Raw genomic sequence first — 16,559 nt, 5'->3', positions numbered from 1 at the left:
TAAAAATACTGTGCCAGCTTTAGATACTACCAATATAAAGAAAATGGAGCTGAAAGTATACTTTACAGTGTCCGGAGTTGGACAGAAAGTGTCCGGCCATGGACATAGCAGAAAAAATATACTTGCCCGTACTTGCAGTTTATAGGTATTTTTAGCTTTGGCACACCCCTTGGGTTAAGTAAAGTGCATCTGTAATTTAATTACCATCATACTTTGCTGAAACCTACTTCTAAAACTATGTTAAAACTGTATTTCCTCACCGCCGCCCGTTCGTTGCTCCGTAATAAAAGTTACAGCCTTCTGAACATAGCAGGTCTTGCGCTTGGTATCACCTGCAGCATCTTGTTGTTTTTGGTTATAAAGTATGAGTTGAGCTATGATACTTTCCACGATAAAGCAGATCGCCTGTACCGGGTAACGACAGCATATCAATCCGGGGATGGAATGGAGAAGCACTCCGGCATTCGTTTTCCGATTCCCAAACTGCTGCGAAGCAACGAGAACCTGGGTATGGAAAACCTGACACAGGTATTTGTGGAGGAATCTGTCCAGATTAACATTATCAGTGATAACGGCAATGCTCCCAAGCGTTTCCTGGAAGATAATCCGATTGGTTTTGTGGAGCCGGAATTCTTTGACTTGTTCTCTTTTGAGAGAGGCGAGGTGGACCCGCGTCCCAGCCTGGCTGAACCTAACAACGTGGTGCTTACCCAAAGTACGGCTGACATGTATTTCCCGAACGGCAATGCGGTTGGCAAGATGATCAAGTTCAACAACCTGATTACGCTCAAAGTGTCTTCCGTTATACCTGACCTGCCCTCCAACACTGACTTCCCTTTTTCAATGTTTGTTTCCTCCTCATCGCTGAAGAATTACTCTACTTTTGATCTGGATAGTTTTAACATGCTCTACAGCAACTATCAACTATATGTGCTGCTACCAGAGGGAGCATCAGCAGAGGCAAAAGGTAAAGAAATTACGTCTTTCGTGAGCAGCCACCGGCCGCAAGACCAGCGGGGGAAGGAAGACTACGTGCTACAGCCGCTAAGCGACCTGCATTTTAACCCCGACTTCGGAAACTTCGGACAGCGTACCATATCTCGGGAAATAATCTGGTCTATGGCGCTGGTTGGTATGTTTCTGGTGCTGGTGGCCTGTATCAATTTTGTTAACCTGGCTACCGCCCAGGCTGTGAAACGGGCAAAAGAAGTAGGGGTGAGAAAAGTACTTGGCAGCAGCAAAAACCAGCTGGTGCTGCAGTTTATGGGAGAAACATTCCTGATCACGCTGCTGGCTACTTTAATATCTGTTATACTTGTTGAGCTGACGCTGCCATACCTTAACAGCCTGATGGACTTGGAGATCACGTTCAGTATTTTTAATGATCCGGTAGTGTTAATTTTCCTGGTGTCAGAAGTACTGCTTGTAACTGTTTTCGCAGGATTTTACCCGGCCATGATATTGTCGCAGTTCCAGCCAATCAATGCGCTTAAGAGTAAAATAAACACACAGCAGGTAGCTGGCCTGCCTATCCGACAAGGACTGGTTGTGTTGCAGTTCACCATTTGCCAGGTACTGATTATCTGTACCATACTTGTAAACGAGCAGATGGACTTTTTTAGAACCAAATCGCTTGGCTTTGATAAAGATGCCGTGGTTACTGTGTTTCTTCCAAACCAGGCAAGCGAGCGGATACAGCCACTGCGTGAAGAAATGCTGAAAAACCCTGCCATACGAGGAATTAGTTTCGCTGGCACGCCACCCTCTTCTAACTTTACCTGGGGGTCAAACTTTTACTATAACAACTCCAGCGAAGACGCTCCCTTTGATGCGAACCTGAAGTTTGCAGATGAGCATTACCTTGACCTTTACGATATCAAGCTGGCTGCGGGTCGAGCCTACACCAACACCGACTCTACTTCCTTGCTGATTAACGAAACCATGAGGCGCAAGCTGGGTATCAAAAGCCCGGCAGACGCTGTGGGCAAGTCAATGAAAGTAGGCTCTGAGTTTAAGGCCACAATTGTAGGTGTTGTAGAGGACTTCCATCAAAACTCACTGCACCGGCCCATAGATCCTACCATAATGTTTACATCTCCAAAAAATTACCTGTTCCTGAACGCCAAAATAGACATGGGCCAGAAGCAGGAGGCAATCAATCACCTGGAGGAAGTATGGAACATGGCCTACCCGGATGACGTGTTCAGTTATAGTTTCCTGGATGACACGATAGACGAGTTTTACCAAGATGAGGCACGCCAGAGCCAACTGTTCAAAATTTTTTCAGTTATAGCCATCTTTATTGGCTGCCTTGGCTTGTATGGTTTGGTAGCCTTTATGGCAGCGCAGCGGACAAAGGAAGTAGGCATACGCAAGGTTATGGGTGCCTCTGTCTTCCACATCGCAGCGCTGTTCTCTAAAGAATTTATCAAGCTCGTGATGATCGCCTTCATCCTCTCAGCTCCTATCGCATACTACATCATCAGCCTGTGGCTTGAGGATTTTACCTACCGTATTAGCATTGGCTATTTTCCTTTTATACTTGCTGGCGTAGCCACTTTATTGATAGCCTTGATAACCATGAGCACAAAGGCCATTCAGGCAGCCCTAGCCAACCCCGTCCTATCGCTCAAAAGCGAATAGGTTGCCTATAATGCAAGAAGAGCCGTTCCAGATGGAGCGGCTCTTCTTACTTATACTTTGTTGTGCTGTGTCAGTAGTTTACCTCCGCTGCCGGCACATCCACCAAAATGAAAGTAGCCTCTGCATTACCGTGCAGGCTCACCACGTCTTTAGACTCTAGCCGTACCTGGTCATATTTTTCGGCCTCCACATTGTTAACCAGCATGCTGCCACTTAACACATACACCAGAGTCTTCCTTATCTTAAAGGTCTTAAAGTCTATCTCCTCCCCCTGCCCCACGTGGCCATAGTATACTGTGGAGTTTGAATTGATGAAAGGTATATTCTCCAGCACTTTTTGCCCGGTTACCAGCGGCACAAGCTTGTTTTTGGTATCCAGGAAATCAAGAGACATGTGTTCATAAGATGGGGCCAGGCCACGCTTGTTCGGCAGAAACCACAGCTGCAGTAGCTCAGTCTCGTTATCGGTATCGTTGTTTTCTGAGTGTGTAAAGCCTGTACCTGACGTCATACGCTGTACATCGCCTGCTTTGAGGGTAACTTCGTTCCCCAAACTGTCTTTGTGCGTCAGTTCACCATCCAGCACCACTGATACCACTTCCATTTCGGCATGCGGGTGCAACGGGAAACCATTATGGCCTAAAATACGGTCGTGGTTGAACACTCGCAGCGGACCAAACTGCACGTTAGCGGGGTCGTAATAATCAGCAAAAGAAAAGAGGTAGTGAGACTGCAGCCAGTCCCCTACATTCGCATTATGATGCTCTGCGGCAGGTATCAGTTTTATCATAGTTCGTGTTTGCTATAGTGCAAAGTATGGTAAGGCCCATGTTGCGCCTTTTCTGCTATGGCTTTACGGATGTTGCTAATTTCTTGTTAGCAAATGCTGTAAAACAGCCATTTCAGGCCATAAAAAAGGCCTGACACTGCAATTTCTGCTGCATCAGGCCCTTCTTCCTATAGCAATACGCTTATTCCGCCTTCTTGAGTTTTTGAACCTCTTTCTGCAGATCAAGCACAATGCTGGAGAGTTTGTCCAACGAAAGATCTGCAATAGGAAATGTAGAACTGATGTATGATTTTGCTTCCCAAATCTCTACCACATCCTCCACGTGTACCTCATAAGGTGAGTAAACTGGGTTATCAGAATGCAGACGCAGCGTGGAAGCATCCTTAATTTTGTTGAAGATGCGTTTAAACACCACCCCCTCTTTCTGGCTCACGATTATACATGGGGTGCCGTCTTTTAACTGGCTCCAGTCTTCAATAAAGCGCCCCACGATCACGGTACCCGAGGCTATAGGCAACATCGAGTCGCCGCTAATCTCGAAAGCGCGGTAAGTGCCGCCGGAGCCCAGCATTGGCAGGCGAAAACGGGGCAGCTCTTCGATGAATTCTGAATCGGCATACCCATTCAGGTAACCGGCACTTGCCTTGTAAGGCACCAACTCGATATTTTCATTTTCCTCCTGATCCACAGTAATAGCAAGCACGCGCAGGCTTCCTCCATTGGCACGGTCAGTTCCTTCGGAAACACCAGCAGGTGCTTCATGCACCAGATCACGGGTCACCAGGTCATCCAGTGAAACATCGAATAACCTGGCAACATTTACCAGCGTGCTTAGTTTCGGCTCAGCCCGGCCCTCCTCATAAGCTCCCACCAAAGAGCGTTTTATATCCAGCTTCTCGGCCAGCTGTGCCTGCGTATAGCCTGCATGCTTGCGTAAATGTCTTATATTAGATGTAACCAACTGCATAGTAGCTCCTTTAAATTACAAAGTGTGGATTAATCACAAATCCTACGCCCGTAAAACTAAAAAACTTTTAGCATTTATACTAATTATTTTAGCAGAATTAGCTAAATATCGCATAATTTATATTAATCTAAATTCTTGAATAAATTTGACATTTCTAACAAAATTTATACTTATTAGAAATGTTATGTTTTTTATAATTACTTCACACAACCTTTATTTTGATTTAATTCAAATATACCGGACTTTTAGACCATAAATTTAAAACAAACTCAAAACCAGATATTTAATTTGTAACACTACTACACCAGCAGTTTTCCTGAAGAGATACTAAAAAGTCCTAAATCTTCTATCTGAAGAGATTAAAAACAGCAGAGCTTTTCTGTTGACAGGACTACTATTGCTTATAATTTAACTTTTTAAATGCAATAGTTTAAATTTCCTTTAAAACCTGCCATGTCTAGTGAACTTTTTAAAGAATCACTCGGTTACGAGACTCAAGAAAATAAGTTTCAATTTTAAATTTCAACTTTTAGCCATTTTAATTTTCCAGCTATGAACAGAAAGTTCACCCTCAGACGCTCTATTGCACTAACTGCTCTGGCAGCTGCCGTATCCCTAACCGGATGCCAGAAAGACGAGTTAATGGAAAATCAGTTTGCCGAACCACAAGCTGCATTCTCCTCTCAAAACGGCCAGGCAATTGAAGGCCAGTATATAGTAGTGTTTAAGAATGGTAACCTGAGTGCCAGCAACAACCAGGGGCTGAAGGTTAGCAAAGTAGAGGCTGCTAAAATGCGCGAGCGTGTGATGAGTGCCTCTAACGTGGACTCCCGTGAAATTTCACAGGTATACGAAGGCGTAGTAAATGGCTTTGCGGCTCGCCTGAGCCAGGAGCAGGTAAGCGAAATCCGTAAGAACCCTGAGGTGGCCTACGTAGAGCAGGACCGCATTATAGCCCTAGCACCTAGCTGGAAAACTACTGCTAACGGAAACGGCAAGGGCAGCGGTGACGGCTCAACTGAAACAAACGGAGGTAAAGGAAACGGTAAGAACAAAACAACAGAACCGGCACCTACTGAGCCAGCCCCATCAGATTCTACTACCACTGAACCAGTACCAACCGAGCCGACTCCTGCTGACACCACCACCACAGAGCCGGCACCAACAACGCCAGCACCTGCTTATACCACTATCACACCGCTTGCCGGCGAAACCCTTCCTTGGAACATTGAGCGTGTAGGCTTTGGCGATGGTACGGGCAAAACTGTTTGGGTGATTGACTCAGGTATAGACACAGACCACGCGGACCTGAATGTGGATGTTGCCAGAAGTTTCTCGTTTATCTATGGTAACCCATCTATTGAGGATGGATTTGGCCATGGCACATCTGTTTCAGGTGTTATAGCTGCCAAAAACAATGGTTCAGGCATGATTGGTGTGGCAGCGAATGCTACAATTATTGCCCTGCGAGTGTTTGATGACGCCGGCGCTGGTACAGTGTCAAGAGCTATCTCTGCCGTAAACCACGTAAGCAACAATGGCAAACCTGGCGATGTGGTAAATATGAGCCTTGGTAGCGGCATCTCTTCTACCCTGGACAACGCCGTTCAAAATGCAGCAGCCAAAGGTATCTTATTCGCCATCGCGGCTGGCAACAGCGCTGTAGATTGCTCCGGCACGTCTCCTGCCCGTGTAAATGCTACGGGTGTTTATACTATCTCAGCCATGGATAGCTATAGCAGACTTTGGTCGTCTTCAAACTTCGGTGCAGGTGTTGATTTTGCTGCCCCAGGTGTGAACGTAACAGCTACTAGCAAAAACGGAAGCTTTGGCAGCGGTCACTACGGCACTTCGTTGGCCGCTCCGCACGTAGCCGGTATACTTGCACTACGTGGCGAGGTGCTGAGCCAGGGATTTGTGACAGAAGACAAAGACTCTACCCCAGACCCAATTGCTTCTGTGAAGTAATCAGAAATAAATGCATAGCAACAGAAAGGCCGCCCAAAATTGGGCGGCCTTTCTGTTGCTATGCATTTTATACTTTACTACCAGGCGTTTTCCTTTTTAAAGACAGAGATAGAAAGCCTGATCTTATAGTATTCATACTTCTCCCCCAGCGCCTCAAACAGATCCTTAAGTTTGGCCTCTACTCCTAAAGTCGCAATCGCCTTTGCTATGGCATTATACTCTGTTTTACTTACATACCTGGATAAATCTACCGCATAGCCCTGCTCATATAGCGTAGCCAGGTGAGAGAACACGGTAACAGGATTAAGATTACGTTCTTTTGCTATCAGCTCAGCACTATAGCCCTTCTGCAGCAGCTCCAGGGTAGCAAGGTGGGTAGCCCCCTTTATCTTGTTGCCTTTGTTCTGTTCCTCATTTATAAAATCAATAATCTCGGTGATGAAGGCATCTCCGTAGCGATCATACTTCTGCGCGCCCACACCCGAAATAGCCAGCATTGCGATTTTGTTTGTCGGGCGTTCGGCAGCCATCTCCTGCAGTGTTGTGTCGGTAAACACCACGTAAGGAGGTACCCCATATTCGTCGGCTAGGCTTTTGCGCAGGGTGCGCAGTTTCTCGAACAGGGCATCCTTGATCAGTTCGCGTTTTGGACGGGCCTTTACAGCCTGCTCCTCCTGCTTCGTTTCCTCAAACTTCACCAGTTGCACCCGCCGGTTTTCAAACAGCACCTGCTTGCTCTGCTCCGTCAGCTTCAAAGTATAGCCCTGATCATAAGCCATCTCGATCAGCCCCTCGTTCAGCATCTGGTGCAGGTAACGGTTCCAATCCAGCGTGCTGATGTCGTGGCCGGCGCCATAGGTCTTTACCTTGTCGAACCCACTCTGTAGCACCTGCGCGTTGCGGGCGCCCCGCAGCACATCTACCAGCAGACTCATGTTGGCGCGCTCCTGCGTGCGGGCAATGGCAGACAAGGCCTTCTGTGCGATCACTGTTCCATCGAACCTGGTAGGCGGGTTGCGGCAAATATCGCAGTTGCCGCAGTCTTTAGACATCGTTTCGCCGAAGTACTGCAGCAGTATACGCCGACGGCAAGCCGCTGCCTCGGCAAACTGTTGCATCCGCTCCAGCTTTACGAGCTGCAGCTCGGTCTGCGTCTCGTTCTGGTTATCCTGCAGCATACTGCGCATGCTCATCACATCGGCGTAACTGTAAAACAACAGCGCATCCGACTTGGCTCCATCACGGCCTGCACGGCCAATCTCCTGGTAATACCCTTCCACATTCTTCGGAAGGTTATAATGAATCACCCAGCGCACATTCGATTTATCGATGCCCATTCCGAAGGCAATGGTGGCGCACACAATCTGCACATCATCGTTCAGAAACTCCTCCTGCGCCTTGGCCCTCGCGTTAGCGGACATGCCCGCATGGTAATAGGTGGCGTTAAAGCCACTGCGCTTCAGCTTATCGGCTATGCTTTCCGTGGCTTTGCGGCTGAGGCAATAGATGATGCCTGGCTGATTTGGCTTTCTGGAGAGGAAATCTGTAATCTTGTTAAAACGATCACGCCCGGGCTTCACCATCAAGTTGATATTAGGCCTGTCGAAAGAGGAAAGGTATACCTGCGGATTGCGCAGGTACAGCTGCTCCTGTATATCCTTCTGCGTGAGCCTGTCGGCGGTGGCCGTAAGCGCGATAACGGGTATGTCTGGGAACTGCTGCTTCAGGGCCTTCAGCTGCGTATACTCCGGTCTGAAATCGTGGCCCCAGGAAGAGATACAGTGTGCCTCATCCACGGCAAATAGAGAAAGCTTTACACGACGAAGGAAAGCAAGGAAACCGGAGGAAAGGAGTTTTTCAGGAGAAACATACAGCAGCTTCAGCTTCCCCTCCAGGCACTGGTTCTCTATGGCATACTGCTGGTCGGCACTCTGGGAGCTGTTAATGTACGCAGCCGGAATCCCATTGGCCAGCAGCGCCTCCACCTGGTCCTTCATCAAGGCTATCAGCGGCGACACCACCACGCACATTCCCGGCTGCACCACCGCCGGCACCTGGTAGCAAACTGACTTACCACCACCTGTCGGCATCAGCACCACCACATCTTTCCCTTGCAGAACCCCCTCAATAATCTGCTCCTGCATCGGGCGGAACTGCTCGTACCCGAAGTATAATTTTAAGGCCTCTCTTGCCTCTCTTATTGTAGCCATAATTTACTTTCTCCAGCACAGGAGTTACCTGTTGCACCAGCATCTCTTTATCTTTCAAAGATAACCATAATGGCACGCAATAGCGAAATTGCAACCTGCTTTTAGCCACAGGATAACTATAGGCGTCTGCAACCGTACCTTAAAGTCATAAATCAAAATTTAAAGCTATGAAATCAGAGATAACAAACAATCTGGAGCATGTACTGATTAAATGCATGACCGCCTGCGAAACCTGCGCCACCCTGTGCTTGCAGGAAGACGACGTGAAAAAGATGGTTAAGTGTATTATGATAGATCGTGATTGCGCTGATATCTGTTTAATTACGGCTCAGTTTGTGGCCCGTAATTCACCGCATGCCAAGCATGTGATGAAGGAGTGCATTGAGATCTGTCGCTTGTGCGAGGAGGAATGCCGCAAGCACGATATGGACCACTGCCAGAAATGCGCCGATGCCTGCCGCGAGTGCGCCGATGCCTGCCAGAACTGGATGCAGCAGAAGTAAGTTACATTGCTTTTAAACGCAAAAGGCGGATCTGTTTGCAGGTCCGCCTTTTGCGTTTATACTTGTGAGTTATACTTAAAAGATCATATCAAGTATGGCAGTAATGATGGAAAGCACCAGGCTGAACAGCAATGCCCAGAGAAAGCCGTCTACCGTAAAACCAGGCACCAGAGAACTTGCCAGCAGGATGATCACCGCGTTTATAACCAGCAGGAACAAGCCCAGCGTCAGGATAGTGACCGGAATGGTAAGTATGATCAGAATAGGTTTAACAATAGCATTAAGTATTGCCAGCACCAGCGCTAATATAATAGCGGCTAAGAAGCCCGAAATATGCACTCCCGGCAGGATGTAGGAGGATAGCAACGCAGCGGCACCCACAATTAACAATCGAATTACAAATTCCATAATTTTAAAATATTAGATATAGCTTTTACTCATTATAGATGTTTGGCTATACATACGGGAATCATAGTATAAAGATAAAACAGGCGTCCTGACGAAGCATAAAAAAAGCCCGCAGCGGGTGCTGCGGGCTTTGAAGAAGTGTAAAGTTATACTTTGTACTTGTTAAAACTGAGCCTCCAGCCTTTTCTGCGAAACGGCCATCCAGTTACACAGCTTCATCAGCATGCGCGCTCCTACGTTGCCATTCCACTCGCTGTCGCCGGGAGCTACCTCGCATAGGTCGAAACCGATGATCTCGCGGCCTGACTTCACCAGCTGCTTAATCAGGAACACCGCCTGCTCGAACTCCAACCCTCCCGGCACCGGAGTACCCGTGGCAGGGCATAGTTTCGGGTCCAGCCCATCAATGTCGAAGCTGATGTATACTTTCTGCGGCAGCTGCGCAATGATCTTCTTGCATTCCTTCTTCCAGCTGTCGCCGCCATACATGTTTTCTTTCAGCGTGGCATCGTAAAATATGGTAACGCGGCCATTAGACTGCTCAGCCAGTTCTGCCTCTGCCTGGCAAATGTCTCTAATGCCTACCTGCACCAGCTTTTTTACCTGCGGCAGCTTCAGGGCGTTAAACATAATAGAGGCATGTGAATACTCAAAGCCTTCGTAGGCATCGCGCAGGTCAGCGTGTGCGTCTATCTGAAGGATTCCGTACTCTTCGTGCTTTTCGGCCAGTGCGTGCATCAGGCCCAGCGGCGTGCTGTGGTCTCCACCTAAAACGCCAACTAGTTTGCCCTGCTCCAGGTGTCCCAGAGCTCTCTGCTTCAGCCACTGCAGCAACTCTGCGCCTTTGGCCGTCACCTCGTTCGGCAGGTTCTCGAACTCCGCCCTCCCGATTTCCGGACTACCGGCTTCCAGCCAGTTGATGTAGGCTTCCGCCTTGTTGCGCAGGGTCTCGCTGGTAGCTGCCCACTCCTCAGAAATCTCCTCCATCGCAACGCCCAATTTCCAGGCATCTTTTATAACTGGCTCAAAGAGGTCGAGTTGCGGAGAGGCGTCTTTCACAGCCTGCGGGCCTTGGGCCGTGCCGGCGCTGTAAGACACCGTTACCTCCCAAGGCATCGGAATAATCACCACCTCCGACTCCTCCACGGTAAACGGAAGGCCAAAAAGGCCGCCGCTGATGTCGCCTACGCCGTTCGGATCGAAATTCTGTATTTTCTGCTCTTTGCTATTCATCTGTTGGTTCAGCTGAGTATGCTTCAATTGCTTTCTGAGACCCGCTGTTCAGCAGCTCCTTCACGAAGTTCGGAAGGGCGAAAGCTGCCGCATGAATCTCTTCGTTATAGTACTTCAGACCCTGCTCCTTAGACAATCTGGCTGCAGCCTCACGGTCGAACTGCAGCGGATGCGAGTTACCTTTTGACGAGTAAGAGAAGCTCCAGGTGCCGGTAGGGTACGTAGGGATAGCTGCCAGGTAGCAGTGCACGTTGTTATCGCCAAAAATCTGCTTGTACGTATCGTAGATCTCTACAAACACGGTACTGTTAAAGCGCGGCGACTCCGACTGCGTGATCATCACACCGTCCGGTGTCAGGCAGCGGTGCACCTGACTGTAGAACTCAGCCGTAAACAGGCCTTCGCCCGGGCCTACCGGGTCGGCAGAATCCACGATGATCAGGTCGTAGCGGCCATCCTCACACTCGTTGATGTACTTGATGCCGTCTTCTACCAGCAGGTTCAGGCGCGGGTTGTCAAAGGCAACGGCCGTCTCCGGCAGGTGCAGTTTGCAGGCCTCAATCACAAGTTCGTCGATCTCCACCAGCGTCACCTCCTCCAGTTGCTCGTAGCGCAGCAGCTCACGCACCGTACCGCCATCGCCTCCGCCAATCACCAGCGCTCTCTTGGCTTTGGTGTGGCTCATCATTGGCACGTGTGTGATCATCTCGTGGTATACGTACTCGTCTTTCTGCGTGCACATCACCATACCATCCAGCGTCAGCATGTTGCCGTAAGCAAGTGTCTCAAACATCTCCACACGCTGGTAAGGCGAGTCTTTCTTGTAAAGTTGATTGCCTGAGTGCTTCAGCGACAGGGCGATGTTCTCATCGCGCTCCGTAAACCACACATCGCGGGTAATGTTGCCCAGTTCCTCCTGCGGCTTCGGAGACACATCGCGCAGCGACTCCAGGTTAAAGTCGTTACGTTTCAGCAGGCTCAGCTGACCACGGCGTAGCTCCATCGAAGAACCATGCCCGGCCTCAAAGGCCTCTTTCAGGTAATTGTAAGACACCCAAGGATCTACGGAGTCACCGCAGGTGAAAAGATCCACGGCGGCGTAACCATACTCCGGCCAGGTATGAATGGCCAGGTGACTTTCCTGAATTACTACCACACCGGAAACACCATAAGGCGAGAAGTGGTGGAAGGTGCTGTTGATGACAGTGGCACCGGCTGTTTCGGCAGCGGCTACCATGCTGTTTTCGATATGAACTACATCGTTCATCAGCTCAGGAGAGCAATCGTAAAATTCAACTAAAATGTGTCTGCCTAAAGCGTTCATCAATGGGTATAGAAAGTTTAAAAATCGATAAGAGGGCAAAAAAACAAAATCTGCCTCTATTATCAAAAGTAAAACATGGGCACAAAGTTATACTTTATTGTTTACCAATGGGTTAATAATTTACAGCTATTGTTGCTAAAAAAGCTTTGTAGCCGCTTCCTAAATTATTTCTCCAGCAGCTCCTGCTTTACAATGTGCTCTACTTTAAACTCTTCGGTCATGTCTTCAAACACATCAAAGGCGTTATCGATGGCATTAAACTCTTTGAGCAGGTAAAACTGCGCCACATGGTAGATCAGGAAAAGCTCGGACTGCGTAAAATTGGCCTTTGTGATAAAGCTATAGTACTCCCCCTGGTCCTGCGTCTCAGCTTTGTACCTTTGGATCAGCTTGAAAAGAACGCTCAGGTTCTTAAGGTATGGGTTCAGCGAATTCTGGTAAAACGTGAAGTGGTAGGTAAAGTAATCCTGGAAGATGTGCAGCAGTTCCGCTTCTGTTTTTTCCTGAGGCTCCAGGCTCCGTACTTTCTGCACAAAGGAAGTCAGCACTTTTTCCTGAAAAAAGACGAAGAAATTAGACCCGCGCCAGTCGCTCTTGTTAATGTCGTAGGCTACCAGTGAGTCGATGATATCGTTATGTTTCTGGATAAAGCTAATGTATAACGTGGAGAAATTCTGTTGCTGAAAGATCTTTTGTGTTTTGTGCAGTTCAAAGCGCTGCAGCTCAAACTCGCGTTTCTGGTACGTTAGCGTGGCAAAAAAGAGGAAAACGCCTGCCAGTGCCCAGAGCGAACCTACAATGCCGCCAATAAACTCACCGTACTGGCCAAACACCCCTTCCCTATCCGCGGGGTCCAGGTAAAGCTCTTCCGTGAGGTTAAATTTTATAGTGCCCCAGACAAGCACCACCGCCCCTGTTAAGATCAGGATGTAACCGGTAATTTCATACTTACTGAGTCGGTGTTTCGGTTCTGGCATGAGAGAAGTATAACTTCATCTAAAATGAGCAGCGGCAGCACTGGCCTTCGCTTGTTTATACTTTAAAGCAACAGCTAACGGCATTCAGATAAGCTACCCTACTGCAAATTTGCTCAGTCGGTTTCCATCAGGTTGTTTTTCCCGAGGTCAAAATTGCGGATGATCTCGATAATGCGCATGAACGTTTTGGAATCGAAAAACAGCAGCAGCGGCAACTCTACGCTTCTGGAGTTATGGGTAAAGCGTGTAATTACGGTGAAAACAAGTGGCTGAAACAGCGGGTGCTGCACAAGTATATCTTTCAGAGAATCTGCGATATAGCCTTTAGGCGCTTTAGGGGGCGAACCGTAAATATTGGCTTTTAGGATGTTTGCCATTTGGGTGACCAATGCCCCGGTAATGATATTGCTTATCTCCAGCAGCAGCGATTCCTGCATAACGGAGAGCTCCCCCTTCTGCACATCCACCATTGCCAGACATACTTCTGAGAGGCGGACGATGTGATCATCGGAGAAAAGCATGAGCGTGGCGCCGTTAAATTCGCCTTTTATATCGGATTGAATGATGACATGGGTATCTTCATACTGCGACACCAGTTCCAGGAGTTCTTTAACTTCAATCAGTTTTATATCGGGCACTTTTAAGAGCACTTTGTCTTTTGCAATGGCTGCAAAAGAATCAGCGGCCCTCGCTAACCCGATATTGAGTATCTCCTTGATAATATCTCTCTCTAACTCCGAAATCTGAGTTGCCATCATCATAGTTGTCTCGTTAGTATTTGACTTACCCATCGCCTCAACCCTGCTTTCTATGTATAAAGTAGCGCGTTATCGCCGGCACATCCAACACCATGCATACTTTACCGGTGCCCAACAAGGTAACGCCTCCATAAATATCGATCTGATCCAGCGGCTTGCTTAGCGGCTTCACCACTATATCCTGCTGCCTGTACAATTTATCTACAATCAGGCCGAGCTTTCTGTTGTTGTAGGACACGATGATAATATTCTGCACCTGTCCGTTAAGCCGGCTTTTGTCTCCGAGGTTCATTTCCTGTTCCGGGGCGTTCAGGAGCTCGTTCAGGTAAACTACCGTAACGGTCTCCCCTTTCATGTCAGCAATAAGCACGCCGCCCACTTCATGTAGATCGTCCTTATCCATTGCCACCACCTGGTCTGTGTGTATAAGCGGTATGGCAAAGTATATACCTGCCACTTCAAACAGCAATGCGCCCTTCACGGCAATAGAAGATGGCAACTGCAGAGTAAAGGTAGTACCCTTCCCTTTTTCTGAGTTTACGTTAATACGGCCGCCAATGGAGTCAATTGCATTTTTAACTACATCGAGGCCTACGCCACGGCCAGAGAACTCAGTAATTTCCTTTGCAGTAGAGAAGCCGGGTTCAAACAACAGCGACAGCACCTCGTTATCAGCCATGCCTTTAGCTGCATCTGCAGTGATTAGCTGCTTCTCCACAGCAGATCGCTTTACCTGCCTCAGGTCTATGCCCCTACCGTCATCCTGCAACCTTATCAATACGTTCTCACGGTCGCTCTGTGCCGCCAACTTAAGCTGGCCTGTAACTTTCTTCCCTTTCGCCTCGCGCTCTTCCGGTCTTTCCAGGCCATGCGTAATAGCATTCCGGACCAGGTGCAGCAGCGAGTCCGCCATGATCTGCAGGATATTCCTGTCTATCTGTATGTCGTGCCCATGCAATTCCAGGTTCACCTGCTTGCCCTCAGCTGTGGCAACATCCCGTACAATACGCGGGAATTTATTGAACAGGGTTCCTATACTTACCAGGCGTGCGTCCATTACGCTGTACTGCAACTCTTCTGTGATGCGGTACAAGTGTGAACTCACACTCTTTAGTTCGTCATGATTGAGTTCGCGGCTGATGGACAGAACGCGGTCCCTATCTATCATCAACTCCCCAACCAAGTTCATCATATGGTCCAGCTTCCGGATCTGTATATAGATCAGTTCAGAAAGCGCCAGATTTTTTGATGTATTATACTTCTGTACTTTGGTTAGCTCGATCGTACTGTCAGAGAGATTCTCTACAATAATATCGAGGTTACGCAGCAGCACAGGATCCGGCTCCCCATACTTTGGGTTATCCACGTTGTGGATCAGTTCCCCGAGCAGGTCTATTCCGTCAAAGAGCACCTTCACAACCTCCTCACTAAACGTAAGTTCCTTGTTGCGGATAAGGCTGAAGGCCGTTTCCAGCTTATGGGATACGTCCGAGATCTGCAGGTAGCCGATTGCCTTGGAATTGGCCTTCAGGTTATGCAGCAAACGGAAGATCTCGGCTAGCGTCTCATCGCTTTCCGGCTCCTTCTCCAGCGTGCTGATATGCCTGTTAAGAGCATCAAAATACTCCAGGGCCTCGGCAATAAATATTTCTTTATACTCCTGTTCTCTCGATTTCATAGTTTCTGTCAGTTAAACTGACCTGCTGCACTGCCACATACTTGTTCAGGAATTTCGGAATTTCCTGTAGCGGCAGCACCTCGTTGATATAACCGCCATCAATAGCGGACTTGGCCATGCCAAATATGGTGGATGTTTCTTCGTCCTGTGCCACCATCAGGCCCCCACGTTCCTTTATGTAAGCGGCACCGGCGGTACCATCCTTACCCATACCTGTTAAAATCACACCCACTACCTGCTTTACCACACTCTGCGCTACTGAGCGCATCAGCAGGTCTATGGATGGCTGATCGAACAGAGAAGGCGTTTCGTCCGTGAAATTTATGATAAGGTTCGACTTGTTCCCCATCACGGACTGCACTACCATGTTCCGGCCTCCGGGCGCTACAATTACTTTGCCTGGCTTTAGTTTCAGTCCCTTCCGGCCTTCTACCACCTTAAGCGATGTTAGCGTTTGCAGTCGCTCCGTATACTTTTTGGTGAAACCGTGCGGAAGGTGCAATGCTATGAGCACGGTAGACTCCAGGTCTGGTGAAAGGTGCCTCACAATTTGCTCAACTGCCTGCGTGCCCCCCGTAGAAGCCCCGATCACAATCACCGTCTCTGCCAAATGGATACTATTTTTCGGCTCAGGTATCTCTTTCAGCAACAGCACCTCCTGATGCAATGCTTTGTAGCGGTACTCGGTATCATTAAGATCAGAGTTTCGCACGGCCATCACTTTCTGCAGTACCTCCTGGGCTATGCTTCTATAGTTGGTGTAAAAGCGGCTCTTGCCGGGTTTAAGCACCACACCATACACGCCAAGCTCTACGGACTGCTTAAGTACTTCGAGGTTTAGTTGCTCTTGTTGCAGCAGCAAAAGCACCGGCACAGGCACTTCACTAAAGATACGCTTCAGCGCAAGTAGATTCTCGTTCTTCGGCAGGTCATAGTCCAACACCACCAACTCTGCTTTATCAGCCTTCAGCGAGGCAATCAACTCATCTCCGTCAGCTGCCAGGTTGGTTATATGTACTTCTTCTGCAGCACCTATAATATCCTGCAACACCATTCTGGAATAACTGGAACCATCGGCTATCAGTACACGCAACATTGTT

At 48.4% G+C, this 16,559-nt stretch carries 13 protein-coding genes; 3 read left to right on the top strand and 10 right to left on the bottom strand.

All coding sequences use genetic code 11. The annotated features are described in order from the left end of the window. Positions 1–237 precede the first annotated feature (237 nt). Complete coding sequence (locus tag OO017_RS04230) at positions 238–2,643, top strand: ABC transporter permease (RefSeq protein ID WP_266051201.1); 2,406 nt, start codon at positions 238–240, stop codon at positions 2,641–2,643. A 70-nt stretch (positions 2,644–2,713) separates the two neighbouring features. Here OO017_RS04230 and OO017_RS04225 read toward each other — a convergent pair whose 3' ends face one another. Together OO017_RS04225 and OO017_RS04220 are read right to left on the bottom strand one after the other, a co-directional pair. After that, the gene (locus OO017_RS04225; RefSeq protein ID WP_266051200.1) at positions 2,714–3,433 is read right to left on the bottom strand and encodes a pirin family protein; all 720 of its coding nucleotides are present in this window, start codon (positions 3,431–3,433) and stop codon (positions 2,714–2,716) included. Between the two features lie 181 nt (positions 3,434–3,614). Beyond that, complete coding sequence (locus tag OO017_RS04220; RefSeq protein WP_266051199.1) at positions 3,615–4,400, bottom strand: XRE family transcriptional regulator; 786 nt, start codon at positions 4,398–4,400, stop codon at positions 3,615–3,617. Positions 4,401–4,952: 552 nt separating this feature from the next. Here OO017_RS04220 and OO017_RS04215 point away from each other — a divergent pair. Further along, positions 4,953–6,368 (top strand): S8 family serine peptidase, encoded by a 1,416-nt coding sequence (locus tag OO017_RS04215; RefSeq protein WP_266051198.1) that lies wholly within the window; start codon positions 4,953–4,955, stop codon positions 6,366–6,368. 77 nt (positions 6,369–6,445) lie between these two features. On the opposite strand, the gene recQ is transcribed toward OO017_RS04215, so the two are convergent. Further along, positions 6,446–8,578: a DNA helicase RecQ gene (gene recQ, locus OO017_RS04210; protein WP_266051197.1), complete on the bottom strand. Its 2,133-nt coding sequence runs from the start codon at positions 8,576–8,578 to the stop codon at positions 6,446–6,448. A 167-nt stretch (positions 8,579–8,745) separates the two neighbouring features. Between recQ and OO017_RS04205 the strand changes: the two genes are divergently transcribed. After that, positions 8,746–9,081, top strand: coding sequence for a four-helix bundle copper-binding protein (locus OO017_RS04205; protein WP_266051196.1), 336 nt, complete (start codon positions 8,746–8,748; stop codon positions 9,079–9,081). 75 nt (positions 9,082–9,156) lie between these two features. Here OO017_RS04205 and OO017_RS04200 read toward each other — a convergent pair whose 3' ends face one another. The 7 genes from OO017_RS04200 to OO017_RS04170 all read right to left on the bottom strand — a co-directional run bounded on the left by OO017_RS04200 (position 9,157) and on the right by OO017_RS04170 (position 16,555). Continuing rightward, entirely contained in the window at positions 9,157–9,489 is a 333-nt protein-coding gene (locus OO017_RS04200) for a phage holin family protein (RefSeq protein ID WP_266051195.1), read from the bottom strand. Positions 9,490–9,651: 162 nt separating this feature from the next. After that, positions 9,652–10,722, bottom strand: a complete 1,071-nt coding sequence (locus OO017_RS04195) for an agmatinase family protein (protein WP_266051194.1) — start codon at positions 10,720–10,722, stop codon at positions 9,652–9,654. Next, a complete protein-coding gene (gene speE, locus OO017_RS04190) occupies positions 10,715–12,046 on the bottom strand; it encodes a polyamine aminopropyltransferase (protein WP_266051193.1) in 1,332 nt (443 codons plus the stop codon). The genes OO017_RS04195 and speE overlap by 8 nt, the downstream gene beginning before the upstream one ends. Positions 12,047–12,210: 164 nt before the next feature. After that, positions 12,211–13,023, bottom strand: coding sequence for a putative phage abortive infection protein (locus OO017_RS04185; protein WP_266051192.1), 813 nt, complete (start codon positions 13,021–13,023; stop codon positions 12,211–12,213). A 113-nt stretch (positions 13,024–13,136) separates the two neighbouring features. Beyond that, positions 13,137–13,784, bottom strand: coding sequence for a chemotaxis protein CheC (locus OO017_RS04180; protein WP_266051191.1), 648 nt, complete (start codon positions 13,782–13,784; stop codon positions 13,137–13,139). Positions 13,785–13,818: 34 nt separating this feature from the next. Beyond that, positions 13,819–15,459: a chemotaxis protein CheA gene (locus tag OO017_RS04175; RefSeq protein ID WP_266051190.1), complete on the bottom strand. Its 1,641-nt coding sequence runs from the start codon at positions 15,457–15,459 to the stop codon at positions 13,819–13,821. Next, positions 15,434–16,555, bottom strand: coding sequence for a chemotaxis protein CheB (locus OO017_RS04170; RefSeq protein ID WP_266051189.1), 1,122 nt, complete (start codon positions 16,553–16,555; stop codon positions 15,434–15,436). The genes OO017_RS04175 and OO017_RS04170 overlap by 26 nt, the downstream gene beginning before the upstream one ends. Between the last annotated feature and the right edge of the window lie 4 nt (positions 16,556–16,559).

It is taken from the genome of Pontibacter anaerobius (assembly GCF_026241195.1).
In the GTDB taxonomy this organism is placed as follows: Bacteria; Bacteroidota; Bacteroidia; order Cytophagales; family Hymenobacteraceae; genus Pontibacter; species Pontibacter anaerobius.
The sequence above is the reverse complement of the archived record's forward strand: the minus strand, read 5'-3'. Positions and strand labels throughout refer to the sequence as shown.

Bases quoted from the DNA above. Each gene is read 5' to 3' on its own strand.
- OO017_RS04175 (WP_266051190.1), bottom strand. From the start codon at position 15,459: ATGAAATCGAGAGAACAGGAGTATAAAGAAATATTTATTGCCGAGGCC.
- OO017_RS04215 (WP_266051198.1), top strand. From the start codon at position 4,953: ATGAACAGAAAGTTCACCCTCAGACGCTCTATTGCACTAACTGCTCTG.
- OO017_RS04195 (WP_266051194.1), bottom strand. From the start codon at position 10,722: ATGAATAGCAAAGAGCAGAAAATACAGAATTTCGATCCGAACGGCGTA.
- OO017_RS04170 (WP_266051189.1), bottom strand. From the start codon at position 16,555: ATGTTGCGTGTACTGATAGCCGATGGTTCCAGTTATTCCAGAATGGTG.
- OO017_RS04180 (WP_266051191.1), bottom strand. From the start codon at position 13,784: ATGATGATGGCAACTCAGATTTCGGAGTTAGAGAGAGATATTATCAAG.
- OO017_RS04230 (WP_266051201.1), top strand. From the start codon at position 238: ATGTTAAAACTGTATTTCCTCACCGCCGCCCGTTCGTTGCTCCGTAAT.
- OO017_RS04185 (WP_266051192.1), bottom strand. From the start codon at position 13,023: ATGCCAGAACCGAAACACCGACTCAGTAAGTATGAAATTACCGGTTAC.
- OO017_RS04205 (WP_266051196.1), top strand. From the start codon at position 8,746: ATGAAATCAGAGATAACAAACAATCTGGAGCATGTACTGATTAAATGC.
- speE (WP_266051193.1), bottom strand. From the start codon at position 12,046: ATGAACGCTTTAGGCAGACACATTTTAGTTGAATTTTACGATTGCTCT.
- OO017_RS04220 (WP_266051199.1), bottom strand. From the start codon at position 4,400: ATGCAGTTGGTTACATCTAATATAAGACATTTACGCAAGCATGCAGGC.
- OO017_RS04225 (WP_266051200.1), bottom strand. From the start codon at position 3,433: ATGATAAAACTGATACCTGCCGCAGAGCATCATAATGCGAATGTAGGG.
- recQ (WP_266051197.1), bottom strand. From the start codon at position 8,578: ATGGCTACAATAAGAGAGGCAAGAGAGGCCTTAAAATTATACTTCGGG.
- OO017_RS04200 (WP_266051195.1), bottom strand. From the start codon at position 9,489: ATGGAATTTGTAATTCGATTGTTAATTGTGGGTGCCGCTGCGTTGCTA.